The 23,119-nt window shown below is 60.9% G+C and carries 7 protein-coding genes; 2 read left to right on the forward strand and 5 right to left on the reverse strand.

Going from position 1 to position 23,119, the window contains the following annotated elements; all coding sequences use genetic code 11:
- Positions 1–212: 212 nt before the first annotated feature.
- A complete protein-coding gene (locus KDL09_RS05065; RefSeq protein ID WP_294382204.1) occupies positions 213–2,984 on the reverse strand; it encodes a PSD1 and planctomycete cytochrome C domain-containing protein in 2,772 nt (923 codons plus the stop codon).
- A 67-nt stretch (positions 2,985–3,051) separates the two neighbouring features.
- On the opposite strand from KDL09_RS05065, the gene KDL09_RS05070 reads away from it, so the two are divergent.
- The gene (locus KDL09_RS05070; RefSeq protein ID WP_294382205.1) at positions 3,052–4,200 is read left to right on the forward strand and encodes a M20 family metallopeptidase; all 1,149 of its coding nucleotides are present in this window, start codon (positions 3,052–3,054) and stop codon (positions 4,198–4,200) included.
- Here KDL09_RS05070 and rpoN read toward each other — a convergent pair.
- The 3 genes from rpoN to KDL09_RS05085 all read right to left on the reverse strand — a co-directional run bounded on the left by rpoN (position 4,189) and on the right by KDL09_RS05085 (position 8,792).
- Complete coding sequence (rpoN, locus tag KDL09_RS05075; RefSeq protein WP_294382207.1) at positions 4,189–5,607, reverse strand: RNA polymerase factor sigma-54; 1,419 nt, start codon at positions 5,605–5,607, stop codon at positions 4,189–4,191. The two genes, KDL09_RS05070 and rpoN, sit on opposite strands and share 12 nt — an antisense overlap.
- Before the next feature lie 169 nt (positions 5,608–5,776).
- Positions 5,777–6,670, reverse strand: a complete 894-nt coding sequence (locus KDL09_RS05080; RefSeq protein ID WP_294382211.1) for a hypothetical protein — start codon at positions 6,668–6,670, stop codon at positions 5,777–5,779.
- Positions 6,671–6,824: 154 nt separating this feature from the next.
- Positions 6,825–8,792, reverse strand: a complete 1,968-nt coding sequence (locus tag KDL09_RS05085; RefSeq protein ID WP_294382214.1) for a phospho-sugar mutase — start codon at positions 8,790–8,792, stop codon at positions 6,825–6,827.
- Between the two features lie 169 nt (positions 8,793–8,961).
- Here KDL09_RS05085 and KDL09_RS05090 point away from each other — a divergent pair, with 169 nt between their 5' ends.
- Entirely contained in the window at positions 8,962–10,032 is a 1,071-nt protein-coding gene (locus KDL09_RS05090; protein ID WP_345781072.1) for an SPFH and helix-turn-helix domain-containing protein, read from the forward strand.
- Positions 10,033–10,088: 56 nt separating this feature from the next.
- On the opposite strand, the gene KDL09_RS05095 is transcribed toward KDL09_RS05090, so the two are convergent.
- Positions 10,089–23,039 (reverse strand): GEVED domain-containing protein, encoded by a 12,951-nt coding sequence (locus KDL09_RS05095; protein ID WP_294382220.1) that lies wholly within the window; start codon positions 23,037–23,039, stop codon positions 10,089–10,091.
- Between the last annotated feature and the right edge of the window lie 80 nt (positions 23,040–23,119).

Below are 23,119 nucleotides of genomic sequence, written 5' to 3' on the forward strand. Positions count from 1 at the left end.
ATCGGAGATGCGCGTGCGCCTTGCCGGGATGAGATCAACTCAAGGCCGCAGTCAGTTGCGGCGGTATGCGCCGCGCATGTCCATAAAAGTTCAGGCAACCTTCGTTATGAGGCCGCCCACGCTGCAAGAAAACTGGTTTGCACGGTGAACATGGCGCGATGTGTAGCTCCAACGCGTCGATTGGCAAGCTCTGATTGCACCTACCGTATGAATCAGCGCAGGTAGATGAACTCGTTGCTCATCATGAGCGCCTGGCAGAGGAGGGACCAGACTTCCTGCTCGCGTTTGGTGGAGTCCTGCTGGCTGGAGTTCAGCGCGGCGTCGGTGGTGATGAGGTAGTTCTGCGCGCGGCGGAGGTCGTCGTCGTTGGCTTCGCGGGCGAAGGCGAGGCGGTAGGCGGCGCGGAGGCGGGTGGCGGTGTCGTCGGAGAGCTTGAACAGGCGCGCGGCGAAGTCCTTCGCGGCGTTGGTGGCGAGGTCGCTGTTCATGAGCAGCAGCGCCTGCGGGGAGACGACGGAGCTGTGGCGCAGGCCGGTGGAGGTGGCGGGATCGGGATAGTCGAACTGCTGGAAGAGGTCGTAGAGATTGTTGCGGATGATGGGCAGATAGAGCGCGCGGCGCGTGCTGCCGTAGGTGGTGAAGTCCTTGGAGGTGTGATTGAAGACGAACTCGCGATTGCGGCGCGGGATGGTCTTGCCGCCGAAGGTGGTGTCGAGACTGCCGGCGACGGCGAGCAGCGTGTCGCGGATTTCCTCGGCTTCGAGCCGACGCACGGGGAAGTGATGCAGCAGCAGGTTTTCAGGATCAACTTCCGCGGCGCTGGCATCGACGGCGGAGCTTTGCTGATAGACCTGCGAGGTCATGATGAGACGGTGCATGTCCTTGAAGCTCCAGCCGTTGCTGGTGAACCAGCGGGCGAGCCAGTCGAGCAGTTCCGGGTGCGTGGGCTTCTGGCCGAGGAGGCCGAAGTTGTCCGTGGTGGGGACGATGCCTTGATGGAAATGCCAGGACCAGATGCGGTTGGCGATGACGCGCGAGGTGAGGGGATGCTCCGGACTGGCGAGCCAGCGGGCGAGCTCCATGCGGCCGCTCTGCCCGGCGGGGAACTGCGGTTTCGATTTGAGCGAGGCCTCGACGACCTGGATGAAGCCGCGCTTCACCGGCTTGCCGAGGGCGAGGTGGTTGCCGCGGATGTGGATGGGAAGTTCGTTGAGAATCTTCGGCGCTTCGGATACGGCGAGTGCGGTGGGCAGGTCGGGCAGGTTGCTCTCGGTGGACATCATCGTGTCCTTCAGCGAGCGGACCTTGTCGGCGACGTCCTTCGAGTAGAGCACGATGGGCTCGGGCGGCAGGGCGAGGAAGCCGGCGGTCTTGTCGAGTTCGGCGCGGGCCTGATGCAAAAGCGAGTCCTCGACCTTTTCCTTCGGGTTGATTTTGATCTTCTCGGCGGCGGCAAAGATGGCGGTGAAGTAGTCGCGCAGGTTCGTCGCGGTGCCGCTGGCGCGCATCGCATCCTGCCAGGGATTGAAGAGCGGCAGGTTCTCGTTGGCGGCGAGATAGACGCGGCAGTTCAGCAGGATGTGCGCACGCAGGCCGTGCTTCGCAGCGACCGGTTTGACACTGCTCAAGGTCGGCGTGGCGGGCAGCTCGCAGGCGGCCATGAGGTAGTCCACCGCATGATCGCGCGCTTCTTTGCGCAGGGCGGCATTGGCCTCGCCTTCGGCTTTCGAAACGGCGCTCTTCTGCTCTTTGAGGATGCGTTCGGAAGATTTCACCGCGGCGAAGTCTTCGAAGGAACCCATGGGCGCCTCATACGCGGTGCTGAGCGCGCCGATGCGGTCCACGCTGAAGCTCTGCGTGCTTTTGAAGATGGCGGCGAGCGCGTAGTAGTCGTCCTGCGGGATGGGATCGAACTTGTGATCGTGGCAGCGCACGCAACCGAGCGTCATGCCCATGAAGGCGCGGCCCATGACGTCGATCTGCTCGTCGATGACATCCATGGCGAGCTTGTCCTTGTCCGGTTCGGCGAGAACCTTGGCACCGAGATTGAGGAAGGCGGTGGCGGTCACGTGTTCCTGACGTGCGGGGATGTCCTTCGCCTGCATCAGATCGCCGGCGAGCTGCTCGATGAGCAGTTGATCGAAAGGCTTGTCCGCATTGAAGGACTTCACGACGTAGTCGCGGTAACGCCAGGCGGTGCCGAGCGCGATGTTTTCATCGAGCCCGTTCGAATCCGAGTAGCGCGCGACATCGAGCCAGTGGCGTCCCCATTTCTCACCGTAGTGCGGCGAAAGCAGCAGGCGGTCGATGACTTTCGCGAACGCATTGGGCGAACTGTCAGCGAGGAAGGCATCGACTTCGTCAGGCGTCGGCGGCAGGCCGGTGAGGTCGAAGGTGGCGCGGCGGATGAGCGTGCGCTTGTCCGCCTGCGGGGCGAGCGAGAGACCCTTCTCGGCAAGCTTCGCACTGATGAAGGCGTCGATGGGATTCTTCGCTTTCACCGCGGGGACGGCGGGCTTGGAGATCGGACGGAAGGCCCAGTGCTTGCTGCCTTCCTTGATGTCGATCACGCGAGGTGCGGCGTGTTTGGCATCGGCCACGGCCTCCCGCGGATCCGGCGCGCCCATTTGCACCCATTCTTCGAGCGCCTTCACTTCGGCGGCAGGAAGCGCACCCTTCGGCGGCATCTGCAGGTCCTCGTTTTTGTAGCGGACGGATTCAATGATGTGGCTCTTGTCCGGATTGCCGGCGACGAGCGCGGGGCCGGTGTCGCCGCCTTTGAGGATGGCCTCGCGCGAATCGATGAGCAGGCCGCCCTTGCTCTTGCCCGACTCGACGGAATGGCATTCGTAGCAGCGCTTGATGAGGATGGGGCGGATCGTCTTCTCGAAGAACGCGATCTTCGCGTCGTCCGCAGGCGCGGCGGCGCCCGCGATGCCGGCATGCAGCGCAAGGGTCACGGAAATGAACGCGGGGGCCTTCATGTGTTGGGAAAAATACGCCGGGCGACGGGCCTTCTTGCCGTCACGAGGACGCCGGCTAGGCTGGGGCATGTCTCCTGTGATCCAGACCCTGGCCGACCTCGTGCGCATCAACAGCATCAACAGTGCCTATGAAGGCGGGCCGGGCGAAAAAGAAGCGGCGGCCTATGTGCGGCAGTTTTTCGAACAGCGCGGCATCGAGGTGTGGGAGCAGGAGGTGTTTCCCGGACGAAACAATGTGATCGCCCGCGTGCCCGGGCGCGACGCCGCACGGCGCATCGTGTTTGAGGCGCACATGGACACGGTGTCCATCAAAGGCATGACGATCGATCCCTTCGATCCCGTCATTCAGGACGGCAAGCTGCACGGTCGCGGCTCGGTCGATGACAAGGCCGGTCTGGCGGCCATGATGCATGCCGTGGCGGACATTCATGCGAGTGGCGAGCCGCCGCCGTGCGAACTCTGGCTCGCCGCCGTGGTGGACGAGGAGTTTTCGTTTCGCGGCGTGGTCAAAGTCTGCGAAGACCTCAAGGCAGACGCCGCCGTGGTGGCGGAGCCGACGGAGTTCAAATGCGTGATCGCGAGCAAGGGCGTGCTGCGCTGGCGCATTCGCACGAAGGGAAAGGCTGCGCACAGCTCGAAGCCGCATCTCGGCGTCAATGCGATCACGGCGATGTCGCGGGTGGTGCTGGCCTTGCAGGAAGATCATGAACGGATGCAGTCATCCGCGCATCCGTTGCTCGGCCCGGGAACGTGCAACGTGGGTGTGATCCACGGCGGTGTGCAGGTGAACTTCGTGCCGGACGAGGCCGTGATCGAGATCGACCGGCGATTGCTGCCCGGCGAGGAGGTGGAGGATGTGCTGGCGCATTATCAGTCGCTGCTCGATGACCTGATGAAGCTTCATCCCGAAGTCATCGCCGAAATGGAAAAGCCGATGCTGCAGGACTGGGCGTTTCAGACGAACGAAGACACATCGTTGGTCCATCTCGCCCGCGGCGTGCTGCGTGAGATGAAGAGGGACGATGGCGTGTGCGGCGTGCCGTTTGGCAGCGACGCGAGCAAGTTCTCGCGCCTGGGCATTCCGACGATTCTCTTCGGCCCGGGCAGCATCGATCAGGCGCACGCGGCGGTGGAGTATGTCGAGTGCGCGGAAGTGGAGGCAGCGCTGGCGGTTTACACGCAGATCGCGCGGCGATTCACCGGATCAGGAGAATGACTTGCGCAGGTGGCTGGGCAGGATGCTGAGAGCCTCGCGGTACTTCGCCACGGTGCGTCGCGCGACCTTGATGCCCTGGCCGTCGAGCAGCTTCGCGAGCTTGTCGTCACTGAGCGGCTTGTGCTTGGGCTCGTTCTTGATGAGATCGGCGATGGCGTTCTTCACGCTGGTGTTGCTCAAATCATCGCCGGATTCAGTCTTTACTCCATGGGAGAAGAAGAACTTCATGTCGAACACACCGTGAGGCGTGGAGATGTACTTGCCGGCGATGGCGCGGCTGACGGTCGTTTCATGCACACCGACTTCGTCGGCCACAGTGGCCATGTTCAGCGGACGCAGAAAATTGGTACCCTTCTCGAGGAATTCGCGCTGGTACTTCAGGATCTGCGTGGCGATGCGGTGAATCGTCTGCTGGCGCTGATGGATGGATCGAATGAGAAATTTGCCGCTGCGGATCTTGTCGCGCACGTAGTTCCGTACCTCGCCATTGTTGCCGGGCTGGCTGAGCAGATCCTTGTATGTGTTACTGATGCGGAGGTGGGGCAGGTCGTCGTTTGTCATCACGGCCACCCACTCACCTCCTTGGCGCTCAACGACGACATCTGGAGTGACGTAGTTGTTGGATGAGACCGCGAAGCGCTGTGCGGGGCGCGGATCGAGCGTGCTGATGAAATCCGCCGCACGTGAGATCTGTTCCAGAGGCACGCCGAGTTTACGCGCGAGGATGGGGTAGCGCTTGTTGGCCAGATCGTCGATGTACTGATCGACGAGCCGCCATGCGAGGCTCTGTTTTTTTCCAAGACGTTCCAACTGAACCAGCAGGCACTCGCGCAAGTCCTCCGAACCTACCCCTATGGGATCAAAACTCTGCAGCAATTTCTTTGCCGTGCGCAGGCTCTCGATGGGAATGGAGTGCTGCAGGCTCAGGTCGTCGATCCGTGTGTTGAGGAAGCCACGGTCATCCAGATTGCCGATGAGAAACTCAACCTGCGGGGTCAGGGCGGCCTTGGCATCCGAGGTGTGAAGTTGTGATAGGAGGTGCTCCTGCAGGGTGGTGGGCGCCACAATGGAATCCATCAGGAATTGCCAGCGCTCCTGGTCGTCGCTGCGGCGAGCAGCAGTCTGTTGACGGCTCTGCTGCCAGTACTCGCGCCACTCGTCGTCCATCTGAGTCAGCGCGTCGATGTCACTGTCATCGACGCTGCGATCATCCGGATCATCGGGAATGGCATCTTGAATGGAGGTCTCAGGCGCCTCGAGTTCCAGTACTGGATTGATTTCAATCTCCTGCTGAATGATCTGACGCAATTCCAGAGTGGGAGCCTGCAGAATCTGCAAGCTCTGCTGCATTTGAGGCCCGATGGCGAGCTTTTGAGTCTGTAACTGCTGGAGTCCGTGGTCGGCCATGAATGGTTGGATGGCAGCGAAGCGCTGCCCCATGTCTTTATCAAGCAAACATCAGGCCAGCAGATGATTTCTTTTTCAAAATCAGAAATAGAGCTGTTGCTGGCATAAAATCAGAAGCCCCGGCCTTGGCCGGGGCTTCGAGGGTGAAACGCGCGGAGATTGATCTGGATCAAGGAACCTCAAAGACTTTTTGAGTGGTCGGGTCAAGCGCCAGTGAACCGCTTTCGAGACCGGTTATGTCGAGTTCCTTGTAAGGGGGATAAGGACTGATCACCCGTCCTGGCTTCGAGGTTTTTTTCCCTTTCAAAAACGAACCCGATCCTCCGCTTGATGTGGTGGCGGGAGGCTCTTTGGGGGTGGTCTCAGAACGACGCATGGTCGGTGTCGTGGGCGGCGGTAAATCCGGTTTGATTTCTTTCTTCTGAACAGTCGCGGAGGGTTTGTCCGGTGTTCTGGAAGGAGTCTCACTCACCTTGGGAGGCGAGTACTTCCTCGTGCTGCTCGGAGAAGGTGTTTTATTTTGAGCGGCTGGAGGAGGCGTGGCGCTTTTTGTTTGAGGCTGCGGCCCCTGAGTCGGAGTGTTGGGCTGGGGAGGATAGCTGTAACGCGGCTGCCCCTGCTGCTGTGGGTACTGATAGCCGGGTGCCGGCTGTTGCGGATAGTTGGGGGCCTGATACTGGCGTGGGTCGGCGTCCAGATTGCGGCCGCCGTTGGTTCCATAGCCGGGAGGTGGATAGTCATATCCGGTCGGATCCTGCCCGTAGAAGAGACGGCGCACCATTTCACTCATTCGCTTGCCGAACTTCGGCAGGAACTGAATCGGGCTTTCATACCGTGGCTGCGGCTGCGGGGGATATGCGTAGCCTCTTGGCTGCTGTTGCTGATAGCCGGGGGGCGGTGCGGGCTGGCTGTACTGCGGCTGTTGTGGGGGGTAAGCTCCACCCTGCGGCTGCGGATAGTAGCGCTGTGTTTGGGCAGACGCTGTCGCTGTGATGGCAATAATGGCGCACCAACCCAACCAACAGGAACTGCGCAGGTTCGCCGAAATGGTTCGAGAGTTCATAATGTTTAATAGTTCTTAAATTTCTGACTTCTTCAAGCTGCATTTTTCCGGACATCCGGCTGCTGCTTCGGAGCAGCATAAAAATAGACGAATGCGGCTGAAGTTTGTTCAGCCGCATTGCGGGTGTCTTGGAGCCTGATGACGGTGCCGCGTCTTAGGAGGCGAGACGGACTTCGATGTCCTTGTCCAGCCAGGCCCACATGTTCACAAGACCCTCGGTCACTTTGACCTTCGCGGCGTTGAGCTCGTCCACACTGAGTTTCTGACCTGTGGCCGGCACGCTGCGGCCAAACATGTAGTATTTGATCTTCGGCTCGGTGCCGGAGGGGCGCACGGCAAAGCTGCGGCCGTCGGCGAGATCGACGAACAGCATCTTCTCCTTCGAAACGACCTCGCCTTCTTCGTCCTTGATCTCGTCCTTCCGGAAATCGCGCACCTTGATCACGGCGGAACCATCCACCTCCTTCGGCGGGTTGGAGCCGTAGCTGTCGGCAAGCTTGGCGATCTGGGCGGCACCGCTGGCACCTTCGAAGACCTTGCTTTGGTTCACTTCAAGGAAGTAACCGACGTCGCAATAAATCTCGTCGAGCAGACCGGCCACGGTGAGTCCACGGCTGGCGGCGTAGGCGGCGAGTTCGGCAAACATGACCACCGCGCCGTTGCCATCTTTGTCACGACTGAAGTCATCGCCCATGTAGCCGTAGCTTTCTTCTCCGCCAAAGACGAGGAACTTGCTGTGCTTGAGACGCGCGGCGCGGCTGTCAGCGGCATTGAGGTCGCGATAGCGGTTCAAAATGTCGTTCGGCAGCGCGGCTTCATACTTGGCCAGCTTGGAGCTGATCCATTTGAAGCCGGTCAGCGTGTTGACGCATCCGATGGCATATTTGGCGGCAATGGCATCTTGCATCGGACTCGTGACGAAAGTCTTCAGGAGGACGGCGTTGTTCTTGTTCGAGTCATTCAGGATACCGAGTTCAAACATCGTCTTGATGCGATACCAGCCCATAAGCGAGCCGGTTTGGTTGCCGGTCAGGAGCACCATGTCCCCCTTGGCATCGCGCACACCCACGCCCATGCGGTCGCAGTCGGGGTCGGTGCCGATGACGATGTCCGCACCTTCCTTATTGGCGAGATCGACGGCCATCTTCAAGGCGGGCGCGTTTTCCGGATTGGGCGACTTCACTGTGGGGAAGCGGCCGTCGCGCACATCCTGTTCGGGCACGGTGAGGAAATTGAAGCCGAGTTTTTTCAGCAGGACGGGCACCAGCACGCCGCCGGTGCCGTGCAATGCGGTGAAGACGATTTTGAGCTTCTTCGCCTCCTCTTTTTGCAACAGCTCGGGCTGCAGCATCATCGTTTCGACACGGGAGAGGTACTTCTGATCCATTTCGTTGCCGAGCGTTGTCACTTTGCCGCGCTGAGCCTCGGGAAGGGGAGTGTAATCTTCACCCTTGATCGCATTCACCTCCTTGATGATGCCGGTGGCGTGCGGTTCGACGATGCCAGCGCCGTCATTGAAGTTCACTTTGTAGCCGTTGTCGTGCGGCGGATTGTGCGAGGCGGTGAGCATAACGCCCGCGTCCGCGCGAAGCTGGCGCACGGCGAAGGACATTTCAGGCGTGGCGCGGCAGCCGTCGAAAAGATAAACATTGGCACCGTGATCCATCGCGATCTTGGCGCAGAACTTCGCGAACTCCGGGGAGAAATGCCGCGTGTCATGCGCGAAGACGATGCTCGGCTTGCCAGTGAGCTTCGCGTTTGCACGGTAATTTTTGATGTAGGTCACGAGACCGCGGGTGGCGCGGCTCACGTTGTAGAAGTTCATCGCGTTCGTGCCGACGCAGGGGTGCTCCGGACGCTGATCTTCAGGAGCGCTGCCGCGCTCGGCTTTGGTGACCACCTTGCCGATAGTCCGGCCACGCAGGCCGCCGGTTCCGAATTTCAGCGCTTGGAAGAAGCGGTCGTTCAGCTCCGCCCACTGTCCGGCGGCGGCGAGTTCCTCGATGCTGGCGCGATACAACGGATTGTCGCTCGCAGCGAGCAGGGCGCGGATGTTGTCGTGGCTGGCGGGAAGGAGATCGCCGGAAGAGGCGGCGGCTTGGAGTTGATCTGCGAGTGACATACGGTATTTCGATGTTAGCCAGCCCCTGAAGGAATCAAACGGCAATGCGCATGGCCGGATGAGAGAACCTTTACAAAGCTGTTCCGAGATTTGCACTCGCCAAAGCGAAACGGGTTCTCTAAAGTCGCTTTCTCTTCGGAAAACCTTAACCATTCACGCATTCACGATTATGGGCCTCATGGACTACCTCAAAGGACAGTTTCTGGAAATCATCCAGTGGACGGACGACTCGCGCGACACGCTCTCCTGGCGCTTTCCGGACGAGGACAAGGAAATCAAGCGCGGCGCCCAGCTCATTGTGCGCGAGTCGCAGGTGGCGCAGTTTGTCTACCTCGGCGAGTTCGGTGACACCTTTGGTCCCGGCACGCACACCCTGACCACGGACAACATTCCGATCCTCTCGACGCTCAAGGGCTGGAAGTACGGTTTCGAGTCTCCCTTCAAGGCCGACATTTACTACGTCACTACGCGTCTCTTCACGGGCAACAAGTGGGGCACCAGCAACCCCATCATGATGCGCGACCAGGACTTCGGCATCGTGCGCGTGCGGGCCTTCGGCACCTTTGATTTCCGTATCACGGATCCGAAGCTCTTCCTCAAGGAGGTTGCCGGCTCCGATCATCACTTCCGTCTGGATGAATTCGCAGACACCATGCGCAGCCGAATCATCAGCGTGTTCTCAGACGCGCTCGCCACGGCCAAGGTTCCCGTTCTGGATCTCGCCACTCGCTACTCCGAACTCGGTGATGCGCTGCTGCCAATCATCAATCCCATCACACAGGGCAAGTACGGCATCGAGATCACCAGCTTCATTCTCGAGAACGCCAGCGTGCCGCCGGAAGTCGAGGCCGCCATCGACAAGCGCAGCAGCATGAGCGCGATTGGCAACCTGAACGACTACGTGAAGTTCCAGATGGCCGAGGGCATGGCCAAGGGGGGCGGCGGACCAGCCGGATCTGCAGCAGAAATCGCGATGGGCTTTGGCATGGCCAACCAGATGATGGCGCAGGGCGCCTTCAACATGAACCCCGCCGCCGGAGCCGCCACGCCTCCGCCACTTCCCGGGTCGGCAGCTGCACCCAGCTACGATATTCTGACGCCCGCTCAGGTTGCCCAATCCCTCGGCGTGACGGAGGCCGATGTCATTGCCAGTATTGATGGCGGTCAACTCAAGGCCAAGAAGATTGGTTCGCAGTATCGGATCACCAAGACCGCGCTCGACGAGTTCTTGGCGCAGTGATCGAACACTACAGATCGTAATTCCGGGGCGGCAGGGCAAACCTGCCGCCTTTTGTTTTACCAAGGTTTCTGCTGATCCAGCCACACCGGAGCTTCGCGGATAAGGAACAGTCCGTGGAAGGAGCTCTGCTGCGGAGGTGCCGCAGTCTCACCTGTCTGGGCCTTCCATGTTGGAGGCGTGGTGGTTTTGTCGAGGTAGTAGCTTGTGTAGCTGTTCAGTTCTGGCGAGACGTCGCCGTCCCAGAGGCGGAGCCGGTCAGCTGTCTCGGGTGTGGAACCGGAACGGAGGCCGGAGATCGGAGCGGTTGTAGACCGGGGCCAGCCGGGCGCGACGAGCTGGGTGCCCGAGAGAATTGGCGTGCTGAAGTTGTTGCTGCGAACTTCACCGGTGAAGAGGAGGCTGGTGCCGTAACCGCGAGTCTGGACGAGCGCGGCCTCGTGTGCGGCGAACGGACGGGCGTTCATGCTAAGGATGTCCTGCAGCCAGGAGTCACCGCCTTGAGTGAAGGTGGTGAAGTTGTTGGCGGCGTTGTCGAAGAACAGGACGCGGTCGTCGGCGCTGAAGGCCGCAGGAAGAAGGAGTTCGCCGAGGGTGTGGTGCTCACGAATGACGATGTGGGCACCGGTGAGTCCGGAGAAGGATGATGGGGATCCCTGCAAGACGAGGGTGTTACCGGAACTGGCGGTGGCATCGATTTCAAAGCGACGACCTGCCAGCGTGCCGTCGATGACCTCAAGATAGAGGGAACCAGATGGCAGCATGAGGATGTAAGGCAGCACGACTTCGTTGCCGCTGACGGAAGTGACGCGACCGGTGAAGAAGGCGGACTTCAGCAGCGGCATGCTAAACGTGCGCGAGCCTGTGGCGAAGGTCTGACGGCTCCAACCTTGGATTGCGGAGGTGACAGTGGCTTCAGGAATGCCGTTGCGATCCGCATCAAGTTCGACCTTGAGACGGAGGAAGCCTGTGTCGAGTCCCTTGAAGACTAGAAGTTTTTCGAGGTTCGAGTAGGCGCGCGTGAGAGTGTCGTCACCGTTGAAGGTGGTGGTGGCGGCGATGGAGAGAGTCTTCCAGGCGGACGGATCCGCAGCCTTGGCGAGGTCCGTGAGAGTCTCGATGCGCACGATGATGTCGTCGCGGGTGGCGACGGGTTGTGTGAGCAGTGCTGTGAGACTGCCGGCGCTGTCCTGAGTGAGGAAGAAGCGGTTCGACTGCAGCGGGTTCACTGGATCGGTGCCGAGAGCGTATTCGAGCAGGTTGGAAATGCCGTCTTCATCCGGATCATCACTGGCGGAGCCGATGGCGTTGTCCTGATTCCAAGTGGCGTAGGTCGTGGCGCCCGGAAGCACGGTGGCGGTGAAGCCGCCGGTGACGATGTAGCGACGAATGCGCTCGGCCGCAGCGAAACCGGTGCCGGCAGGTGCGACAACACCCAGGTCGCGGGTGAGATCGACGAGATTGTCGATGTCGTCATCGAGAGAACCTTCGCCGCCGGATTCTGCGGTTCCGGTGGGCGCCTGTCCGGCGCGGAGGGAGAAGATGCCGGTGCTGGCACCGTTGACGGCGGGGTTGTCGTTGAAGAGGAGATCCTGACCGGTGTCATCATCTCCGACGACGACACTGGACATCGGCAGCAGTCCTTCAAGCGGCATGCCGGAGGCGAATTGCGAGGACGGGATGTGGAGGAAGTAGTTTCCGGGATTGAGGCCTTCGATGTAGTAGCGGCCTTTGCAACTGCAGCCGGACGACCCGACGCCAACAGGCTCGTCCACGCCGGGTGTGCTGCCCTGGGCATAGAGTTCCACGAAGATGTTGCCTAGGCTTTCGCCCTCGTTGCGGATTCCGTCGCCGTTGATGTCGAGGAAGATGAAGTTGCCGACCGCCATGGATGCCCAGAGGCCGAAGTCGATGGTCAGGTTCGTGTCGGGATCGGTGTCGCCGTCGGTGACGGATTCTCCGCCGCCGGTCAGCGTGATGATCGGACTGAACAAGGCTGTGCCCGGACCTTCCGGCTGGAAGCCGTCGTTGCTGTTGTCGACGTCGTCGTCAGTCGTGGCGGGTGTGCCGCCGGTGGCGAGCAGCGGATGGGGCGGTGTGACCTTGAGGTAGTATTTGCCCGGAGGCACGCGGGTGAGCAGGTAGTTGCCTGAGGCGTTTGTCAGCACATCAGAGCCAGTCTGCGTATCGGCCGCCGTGCCTGTGCCGCCGATGGCATTGTCATCGCCTGTGGCAAAAAGCTGCACCAGAGCACCTGCAATGCCGGGCTCACTTGGTTCCCTGATGCCATTGTTGTTGGAATCCTCGAACACAAGGTTTCCAACGGTCAGACTGCGGACGACCAGCACATAATCGAATGAGGTGGTGCAGCCATAAACGTCGGTGACGCGAATGGTGAAGACAAAGTTGCCGGTGGCCGTGGGAACACCTGAGATGATCCCTCCACTGGAGAGGGAAAGACCGGTGGGCAGGGCCCCCGTTTGCATGACGTAAGTATAAGGTGCCGTGCCGTTCGCTGCGGCGAGAGATTGAGTGTACGAACCGCCAAAGTAGGCTGCGGGAAGTGTGGTAGGACTGATGCTCAAGACCGGGCATCCCGAGCTAATCGTGTAGTCGCGCGTGCCTGAGCAGCCGTTGGCATCCGTGGCACGGATGGTGAAGGTGGCGGTTGTGGCGCTGGACGGAACTCCTCCAATCACTCCAGTGGAGGCATTGAGCGTGAGACCAGCAGGCAGTGTCCCGCTGCTGACCGAGTAAGTGTAGGCCGCCGCGCCTCCCGTGGCGCTGAGGGTCTGACTGTAGGCGGTGCCCACCGTGCTGTTGGGCAGACTGGATGGGCTGATAGTGATGGCCGGGCAGATTTGCAGGGTGACAACCTGTGAAGTCTGGCAGCCGTAAGCGTCGCTTACGCGCACAGTGACACTGGTGGCGGGGCTGGCAGCCGCCGTTGGGGTTCCGCTGATGACACCGGTGCTGGCGTTGAGCGTCAGTCCGGCGGGGAGAACTCCGTTGGTAATCGTCCATGAGCCGTATGGTGCCGTGCCGCCACTTGCGGTAAGCGTGCGCGAATAGGCTGTACCGATTGATCCCTGTGCAAGTGACGACGGCGTAATGCTGGTGGCAGGGCAGAGCGGTGTGACGGTGTATGCGCGCGTGCTCGTGCAACTGTTCAAGTCGGTGGCGGTGATGCTGAAATTGGCGGTGGTGGACGTGGTGGGCGTGCCGCTGATCACCCCCGTGTTGCTGTCGAGACTGAGTCCGGCAGGCAGGCTGCCGCTGGTGACGGTGTAGGTGAAGGGAGGATTGACGCCGTTGGCTGTGAGCGTCTGAGTGTAAGCGGTTCCAACGACGGGAGCGGCAGGTGTGGCCGGATTGACGCTGAAAGGCAAACAGCTGACGACCGCCATGTAATCTTCGATTTCGCCCAGGCCTCCCGAGCCGACAGAAGTTGGATCCTGCGCCGTGGTCAGGCGGAAACGGGCGCCGCGCGAACCCGGTACGGCATTAACCGGAAGATTGAAGGAGAGATTCTGGCTGGTGCCATTGGTGCCGTGCGCCACGACAATGTTGGTGGCGATTTGCTCGCCAGCATCGGTGAACGATCCGTTGTTGTTAAAATCGATCCAAGCGTTCAGGTAGGCGGCAGAACCGGTGTTGTTGGTGACCACGACGGTGGCGTTGCCCGTGCTGCCAGGAGTGAGGACAGGCATGGTGACGCCATCCTCGTCGTCGCTGCCCGTCAGGTCATCGCCCGTGGCGGCCGAGTTTCTTGTCGAGACGAACTCGGTGTCTGCCAGTGCGCCCATGCGAAGATCCGAACTGGCGATGTTGGATGCGTCCGCCGCGCCACTCCAGTCGCCGAAGTCGGTCACCGGCACGGCGATGTTTGCGGTGTAGTCCTCGACTTCTCCAATACCGGCGAGACCGGTGACACCGGGGGAACTGACGCTGGTGAGCCGGACGCGCAGGCCGATGCTGGCACCCGTCGCTGCGTCGGCGGGGATGGTCACGTTTAAGTTGACCGTGGTGTTTGTCGCCCCTGACGGAATGATGATGTTGGAGGCGATCTGTTCACCCGTGTCGGCCATTGATCTGTTATTATTGAAATCGAACCAGGCGTTGAGATATGCGGGCGCGCCGGTGGTGTTGGTCACGACGACCGGGATGGTGGCGGGCGCACCTGCGGTCAAGGCGGGCAGGGTTACACCGTCTTCGTCGTCCAGCTCCGTATTGTCGTCACCGGAGGCGGTGGAATTCCGCGTGGACACGTACTCTGTGTCTGCGAGTGCTCCCAGTCTCAGTCCAGGGTCTACAGTGGAAGATGCATCGGCCAGACCGATCCAGTCGCCGTAGTCCAGAGGCGGTTTGGAAATGACGGCGACATGGTCCTCCACCTCGCCGAGGCCCGCGCTGCCGGTGGCTCCAGGCGAAGACACCGAGGTGAGACGCACGCGCAGACCGAGAGAGACTGTGGTTGCTGCGTCCGCTGGAACTGTGAAGCTGAGGTTGCGGGTGCTGTTGGATGTTCCGGTGGCAACCACCACATTGGTGGCGATTTGTTCGCCAGGATCGGTGAGCAGGCCGTTGTTGTTGAAGTCGATCCACGCGTTCAGATAAGCGGTGGATCCGCTGCTGTTGGTGACGATCACCGGCAGGGTTCCTGGCGAGCCGGCTGTCATGGATGGCACGGTCACGCCATCCTCATCATCGATTCCGGTTGTGTCGTCACCACTGGCGGTGAGGTTGGTTGTTGCGGTGTATTCGGCATCCACCATCGGTCCGATCCGCAGAGAGTTGTTGGCGGTGCTGCTCGCCATGGCGAACCTTGAAAAGTCCCCCATGTCCGTGGTCGGGGCCGCGATGTTTACGACATAGTCTTCGACTTCGCCAACGCCTCCGCCTGAGCCAGTGGCTCCCGGTGCGCTGGTGGTGGTCAATCGGAAGCGAACACCCACGTTCGTGCCGGTGGCTGCGTTTGCAGGCACTGTGATGGAGGGATTGAGGGTGGTGCCCGTGCTGCCTGTGGCCACGATGAGATTGGTGACGACCTGCTCGCCTGAATCGGTGAAGACACCGTTGTTGTTAAAGTCGATCCACGCGTTGAGATAAGCTGGGGCGCCGGTGAGGTTGGTCACGGTCACGGGTGTGCTGAAGACACCGCCTGCGGTGAGCGGAGGAAGCGCCACACCGTCCTCGTCGTCGATTCCTTCGAGGTCGTCACCGGTGGCAGAAGCGTTGGTGGTGGCGACATACTCGGCATCGATGATCGTTCCCATGAAAAGGTTGGAGTTGACGCCATTGGAGGCAATTGCCGCACCGCTCCAGTCACCAAAGTCGTTTGTCGGCGAGCTGATCGCAGTGGCGTAGTCTTCGACTTCACCTGTGCCCGAGGCTCCCGTGGGGCCTGTGGTGGAGGAATTGCTCAGACGGAAACGCACGGCACGATTGGAGCCGGAATTGACGGCCACCGGCACCGTGAATTTGATCTGCTGGGAGCCGCTGAAAACCTGGCCGCTGGTCCAAGGTGCCAGATACTGGCCGCTGATGACCACCGGACCCGTGCTGGTGCCAGGAAGCTCCCAGGCCGCTGCCAGATTGTCGCCACCGCTGCCCTCCTTCATCAAGGCCTCGATGTAGTAGGCCTTGCCTGCCTCCAGCGTGATTTTGACCGACTTCTGGCTCGTGTACTTCGTCCATTCCAGCGATCCCGTCCAGACTGGCACGTTGGCAATCATCGTGGCGTTGGCCGGGGTTTCATCAGTGCTGAGGAAAAGCTGTGTCTCATCATCACCCGATACCCAGAACGTGTACTGGCCGCTGACGGGTGGATAAATCCAGCCGCGCATGCGCTGTCCCATGTTGTCCGCCCAATCGACCGGTGCGGTGAAGTTGGTGCGGTAGTCGTAGCCGGTGGGATTGTTGGGATAGTTTGCGTTGCTCTTGAGGTTGGAGACACTGGTGCCGCTGATGCCGGTCCAGTATTCACGCAAAATGGTGCCGGTGTTCTGGCTTGGAATCAGACGTGCCGCCTCGATGCGTTCGCCACCGTTGCTGATGAGCGCGTCATTGAGCACGCCGTCGTTGTTGAAATCAATCCACGTGTGCAGCCAGGCGTTGGCACCGGTGGTGTTCACCACGGTCACCGGCAGGGTGGCGGTGGTGCCTGGGTCAAGCACCGCCGGCATGGCGACTCCGTCTTCGTCGTCGATGCCGGTGGTGTCGTCGCCCGTTGCCACGCTGTTCGTGGTGGCCACGTATTCCGCATCCACCTTCGAGCCCATCAGGAGGCTGGTGCTGATGGTGCTGCTGGCAGGTGAGAGACTGGAGTGGTCGCCGAAGTCGGTCGTCGGTGCGGCGATGTTCACGACATAATCTTCGATTTCGCCGGCCACCGAATTGGTGCCAGTAGGGCCAAGACCGCTGGGTGCGGAGAGGCGGAAGCGCACGCCGATATTGGTGCCCGTGACGGCGGTGGCAGGGATCGTAACGGTCAAATTGGTCACGCCATTGGTGGTGCCGGTTGGAACGGAAATGTTGGTGGCGATCTGTTCACCGGAGTCGGTGAGCACACCGTTGTTGTTGAAGTCGATCCACGCGTTCAGGAAGCTGTCGGCGCCTGTGGTATTGGTGATGGTCACAGGGATGATCACCGTTTGTCCCGCAATCATGGAGGGCAGGGCGACGCCATCTTCGTCATCCGTGCCGGTGATGTCATCACCCGTGGCGGTGGCGTTTCGTGTGGAGGAAAACTCGGCATCGAGCTCGGCACCCAGTCGAAGCGCGGGATTGACGCCCTGCGAGGCGTCGGCGAAACCGCTGAAGTCGCCGAAGTCCGTGGTGGGCGGCTGGATGACAATGACATGGTCTTCAACCTCGCCGATGCCGTCCGTGGATTCCACCGTGTAGGAGACAACGAGTACAGGACGCAGGCTGGATGTGCCATACTCCTTGGTCGCGAAATCCTTGGTTACCGTGCCCGAAGCCGTGTCTCCGAGCAGTACTCCGAGGTTGCTGGATGGTGTGTCGATCCAGCTTTGCACCTGTGCGGTCAGTGCGTCACTTGACCAAGTGTACTGGCCTGTTGTGTTGACCACTGTGTTGGCGAGTTCCGAACCGTAGGACCCGCCCGAGCTGCTCCAATTGACACCTGAGCTTCTTTGAGCCCAGGTCACTTCGTTTTCCGTGAAGGACTGCGTCAGCGGATAGACGCGAATCCTCCGGTTCGAGGTGTCGCTCACGGCCACTGCGTTCAAACGCATGGTCGCCGAAGTGATCGTGGCTCCGGCGGGAACCCCCGAGACGTCGAACTGTACCACGGGACGCCCGTTTCCGGTGCCGCCAGATGAGCTGTCCACCCTCATCGTTGTGGTGGTGCCGTAATTGGTCGTGGTGGCGTTGGCATTGAGCCAGGAGTCTGCCGAAGGTGAAGCGTTGATTGTTCCGCTTGTAGTGACACCGTTGGTTCCGGTCGGTTTCGGACTGCTGGTGTTGGTAATACGGAAACGCGTGCTGATGTTCACACCGGTCAGCACCGAGGACGACAGGTTGATGTCGATGTTTTGGGTGGCGTTCTCCGTGCCTGACGGGATTGGCACGTTGGTGGCGATCTGCTCGCCCGGATCGGTGAGCACTCCGTTGACGTTGAAGTCCATCCACGCGTTGAGATAGGCCACTGAGCCAGTTGTGTTTGTGACGGTGACCGGAATGGTGGCCGGGCCTCCCGCAGTAAGCGTGGGGAACTCAACGCCGTCCTCGTCGTCGAGAGCGGTGGTGTCGTCTCCGGTGGCCATGGCGTTGGTGGTGGGACTGTACTCCGTGTCAACCAGTGCTCCAAGGCGCAACGTCGTGCTGGCAATGCTGCTGGCATTGGCAAAAGCGGCCGCGTCTCCAAAATCCGTCGTCGGCGGGGCGATGTTGACGATGTAATCCTCCACTTCACCCACGCCGCCCGCACCGAATGATCCTGGCGATGAGTCCGTGGAAAGTCTCACCCGAACTCCGAGATCCATACCTGTCACAGCGGCGGCAGGGACCGTGAAATTGATGGACCGTGTAGCGTTGGAAGTACCGGAAGAGATGACGACGTTGCTGGCAATCTGCTCGCCTGGGTCAGTGATCACACCATTGTGATTGAAGTCGATCCAGGCGTTCAGGAAGGCGCTCGATCCGGTGCTGTTGGTGACCACCGTGCTGATGGTGGCGGGGGCGCCTGCGATCATCGAAGGGATGGTGGCTCCGTCTTCGTCATCCACGCCTGTGACGTCATCACCCGTGGCGGTGGCGTTGCGGGTGGAGCTGTATTCCGTATCCACCGAAGCACCGAGACGCAGGTTGGTGCTGGCGGTGTTCGAAACGTCCGGTAGACCGCTGAAGTCACCGAAGTCAGTCAGCGGCGCGAGAATGATGACGGGATGATCCTCCACTTCGCCGAAACCGGCGGCCCCGACCGGACCGGGATCCTGAATGTCGGTCAGACGGAATCGCGTGCCGAGGCTGGTGGCCGCCGTGACGGCATTGGTGGGCACGTTGAAGTTGAGAGTCTGTGTGCCGTCGGAAGTTCCTGCAGGGACCGGCATGTTGGTGACAATCTGCTCTCCAGCATCGGTGAGGACGCCGTTGTTGTTGAAGTCGATCCAGGCATTGAGATAAGCCGTTGAACTCGTGGTGTTGGTCACGTTCACGGGCAGGGTCACCGGCTGGCCTGCCGTCAGGGATGGGAAGGTGATGCCATCTTCATCGTCCGTGGCGGTGTTGTCGTCACCATCGGCATTGTCCGTCTTGGTGGGGGATCCTTCGGTGTCGACCAAGGCGCCGATTCGAAGGCCGCTGACGACGGTGCTGCTGGCGTTCGCAAAGTCGATATCGTCGCCGAAGTCGGTCGTGGGAGTTCCAATTCTTGTTGGGTGATCCTCCACTTCGCCGTTGCCATCTAGGCCGTCTGGTCCAGGGGTCGTGATGCTGGTGAGGCGAACACGCACTGCTGTCTGCCCCTGCGTGGCATTGACTGGTGTGGTGAAGGTGATGACGCGGTTGTTGTTGGAGGTGCCGGTGGCGATGGCCGTGTTGCTGGCGATCTGTTCACCCGAGTCGGTAAGCACGCCGTTGCGGTTGAAGTCGATCCACGCGTTCAGGTACGCCGTGGCTCCGCTGGTGTTGGAGACGGTTACGGTCAGGCTGTTGACGGCACCTTGGGCAATCTCGGCGGGGATGGTCACGCCATCTTCGTCATCGACGCCGTTCAAATCGTCCGCCATGGCACTGTTGTCTGTGTCGAGGCCGCCCTCCGAATCGGTGAGGGTGCCGATTCGAAGAGAACTGTTGGTTTTGCTGCTCGCGCTCGGGAATCCGGCAAAGTCGCCGAAGTCGTAGCTGGCGGTGATGCTCGTCATGACGTCTTCCACTTCGCCGCTGCCGTCCTGACCGTCGGGTCCGGGGCTGCTCACGCTGGTGAGGCGCACACGCACGCCGACAGTGCCTGTTTTGACGAGCGTCGGCACGGTGAAACTGACGGTTCTGTTCGAGTTGGAGGTGCCGTTGGCGATCGCGGTGTTTGAGGCCACCTGTTCACCCGCGTCGGTGAGCACGCCGTTGCCGTTGAAATCGATCCATGCATTGAGGTAGGCGGTGGAACCGCTCGTATTGGTCACGTTCACCGTCATGCTGGTTCCCGTGCCCTGTGTGATGGCGGCGGGAATGATCACTCCGTCTTCATCATCGGTTCCATTGAGGTCGTCACCGGTGGCGGTGGCATTGACTGCCGCCTGTCCTTCAACGTCCATTGTGGCGCCGAGTCTGATCGTTCCCGTTCCGATGCTGCTGGCATTGGGGAAGATGTCGAGGTCACCAAAATCGAGCGTCGGTGCCGCAATGGACACGATGTAATCCTCCACTTCACCCACGCCGTTGCTGCCGGCGGGACCGGGGGACGGGATGTCCGTCAGGCGGAAACGTACGCCGCGGCCGTTTCCGATGGAGGCTCCCGGGGGAATGGTGAAGGTCACGTTGACCGTGGCCGCATTCGTCCCAGTGGCGATGACCATGTCGCTGAGGATTTGATCGCCCGTGTCGGCAAGGCTGCCGTTGTTGCCAAAGTCGATCCACGCATTCAGGTAGGCCGGGTTGCCGCTCGTGTTGGTCACGAGGACAGGAATCGTTACAGTCGCTCCTGCGGTGACGGTGGTGGGAACGGTGGCGCCGTCTTCGTCATCCGAGGCGTCGAGGTCGTCGGCCGTGGCGTCGCTGTTGGTTCTTGGAGAGCCCTCCACATCCGTCAGTGCTCCCATTTTAATGGAGGCACTCGCAGTGCTGCCGGCGGAAGGGACGCCGCTGAAGTCACCGTAGTCCAATGTGGGCGCGGCGATGTCCACGACATAGTCCTCCGTTTCCCCCCTGGCACCGCTGCTGGTCGGTGTGGTGGCCGCGTCGTCGGTGAAGCGGAAGCGCACACCGCGCTTGAGGCCGATGCTGGCGTTCAGTGGGACGCTGAGATTGATGTTGATGGTCTTCAGCGAAGCGTCTGCAGGAACGGCGGCGTTGTAAATGCGTTCGCCGCCGCCGGCCAGATCGGTGTTGTCGAAAGTTCCGTCGTTGTTGAAGTCGATCCACGCCTGCAGATAGCGGCCGGAGGTGTTGAGATTGAAGACATTGACGGGGATCGTCAGAACGGCTCCCTGGATGAGAGTGGCTGGCATGACGACGCCGTCTTCGTCGGCTCCATCTGCCGTCGCGTCCGCGTTGGGGACGACGCTGTCTTCGCTGTCCACATTCTCACCAAGGCGGATGTTGGTGGTCACGATGGTGCTGGCTGTCGTTGTGGCGGCGCCACTGCCGTGCCAGTCACCGAAGTCGAGGGGGATGGGGATGATGTCGAGGAAGTTGTTGTTGGGATAGGTGGTGAGCGTGGTGACGTTCACCGGGATGCGGTCGTCATTTGGACCGCCAGTGTCTGCGACGTTCACGTAGGTTGGGAGATTTTCTTCGACGACGACATAGCGCCCGGTGCCGAGATTGAGGAACTCGTAGTAGCCGGTGTTGTCCGTGGTGGTGATAGCAATGACTTTGCCGTCCGCGGGATCGCCGTCAGCATTCGGATCGCTGTAGAGGGTGAGCGTCACGTCTTTCAGTCCAGCATCTCCGCCGCCAAAGCCCGGCGCACCCTTGTCCTCGTACACCGAACCGGAAATCGTGGCGGCGAGCAATTGCAGGCTGGCGGCGCTGGTTGAAGGAGGCACGGGATCGCCGTTTGCATCAAAGGCGTTGGAGACGGTTGCTGTATTGTTGGCCGGGTCGGCGTTGCCCTTGGCGCGAAGCGTGACGGTGACGGTGAAGCTCTCGCCGACGGCGAGGCTGCTGGTGTCAGTGACATCATTCCACACGAGGCTGCCGGCGCCGAAGGCATCCGGTGTGATGGTGGCGAAGACGTATTCGAAGTTGGCGTCGCTGAAGGTGTCTTCCAGCGGCAGTGTGGTGAGCGTTGTGGTGCCGGTGTTTTGCAGGGTGATGTTGAAAACGACATCGTCGCCCTTGTTCGCAGGACCAGGATTGGGGCTGACGAGGGTCTTGGTCACGGTCACCGCCGGCCGCGTGACGATGACTGAGGCATTCGACGAAGCGGTGGGGCCGCCGCCGGTGGTCACATTCACCGTGTTCACGGCGGGAGTCGCGGCGGCGAGACCGGTGAGGTTCACGAGCAGATCCACACTTTGTCCTGAGTTCAACGGCCCCACATTCGACCATGTCAGGCTGCCGCCGGCCACCGTGTCGGGAGCTACGGAGGCCGAGGTGTAGATCAGGCTGCCGGAAGGGAATGTGTCCACGACCTGCACGGTGTTGAGTGTTGTGTTGCCCGTGTTGGTGACGCGGATGCGGTATTGCGCTGTTTCACCCACGATGATCTGACCGTCGGCGGGGGAGAGGAGGGTGGTGACCACTGAAACCGCCGGCGTAAGAGCCGGTGTGGTCGCGGTTGCGCTGCTGGTGTCGGTGGGATCGGTGGGGTCCACATAGGTCAGGGTCAAAACGGCTCCAGCGGGGACGTAAAGCGTGCCGTTGTTGCTGCTGCCGGCCACGGTTGAGCTGACCGGGATGACGTAAACGAAGACGCCGGTATCGAGGCCTGTTTCGGTGAGTGTGACCTGTTCGCTGTCACCGCTGCTGCTGGTGATGGTGGCGGGGAGTGTCTCGGCGACAGCATTGTCGAGATTCTGATCGATGTCCGTCACGCGCACGGCAACCTGTTCATTGAGCGCAAAGGTGGTGGTGTCCGTGCCATCGGATCCGGTGGTGAAGGTGGCGAAGCCCGGTGTGCCGAGGTCGAGTCCGCTGAGGACGACGACAACCGACTTGGAGGAGGAGATCGTGTCCTCGTAGCCTTCCTTCGCGTTGGCGGTGATGGTGACTGGGCCTTCAATGTTTCCTGCGGTCCAGACGTATTGGAAGGTCTTGGTGTTCGCAGTGGTCGCGACGACGTTCGCCACCGTCAGTGTGGCGGAGACGTCGCTGGCGGTCCCGGGTGCATCGATGGTGAAGGGGACGGTGGTGATGTCAGCAGCACCGAAGGGATCCCCGACAGTGACTCTGACATACACCTTTTGGCCAAGATTCGGTGCCGTGGTTGCAGTGCCGCCTGGATACGGAGCATCATACACCTGGACCGAATCGGTATGAATGACGGTGTTTGTTGGCAGGTCAACCCGTGAAGGATAAGTGCTGCTGTCGTAGAGCACGGTGAAGTCAGCAGAGCCGGCATTCTCGATGTTGAGGCTGAGTGACTGTCCCGAGATCAGATTTACTTCGCCTGCCAGAGGGGCGCTCCAGTCCAGCCGGTAGGTTCCGTTGGACACCGTGGAATCGAACGCGATGTAAAGAGCCTGCCATGGCGACGTTGGCACTGTGGTCCAGTTGAGTGTGAAGCCGTCATTGTTGAGGCTGGAGAGCGAGGCTTCACTGGTGATCGTGTCCGTTCCGGTCGTGCGCGAGATGATCTTGTTGGTTTTGTCCAGGCTGCGCACGTCCGATATGTTCTGGCCGTCCTCATCTTCAACCCATGCAGTGCCCTGGGTGGTGCCGTCCCCGGCGCCGAGAATGAATC

Origin of the sequence: Prosthecobacter sp. (assembly GCF_020439865.1) — a bacterium.
Lineage (GTDB): Bacteria > Verrucomicrobiota > Verrucomicrobiia > Verrucomicrobiales > Verrucomicrobiaceae > Prosthecobacter.

Excerpts from the sequence above, each read along its gene's own strand:
- rpoN (WP_294382207.1), bottom strand. The coding sequence starts at position 5,607 with ATGGCCGACCACGGACTCCAGCAGTTACAGACTCAAAAGCTCGCCATC.
- KDL09_RS05080 (WP_294382211.1), bottom strand. The coding sequence starts at position 6,670 with ATGAACTCTCGAACCATTTCGGCGAACCTGCGCAGTTCCTGTTGGTTG.
- KDL09_RS05070 (WP_294382205.1), top strand. The coding sequence starts at position 3,052 with ATGTCTCCTGTGATCCAGACCCTGGCCGACCTCGTGCGCATCAACAGC.
- KDL09_RS05085 (WP_294382214.1), bottom strand. The coding sequence starts at position 8,792 with ATGTCACTCGCAGATCAACTCCAAGCCGCCGCCTCTTCCGGCGATCTC.
- KDL09_RS05065 (WP_294382204.1), bottom strand. The coding sequence starts at position 2,984 with ATGAAGGCCCCCGCGTTCATTTCCGTGACCCTTGCGCTGCATGCCGGC.
- KDL09_RS05090 (WP_345781072.1), top strand. The coding sequence starts at position 8,962 with ATGGGCCTCATGGACTACCTCAAAGGACAGTTTCTGGAAATCATCCAG.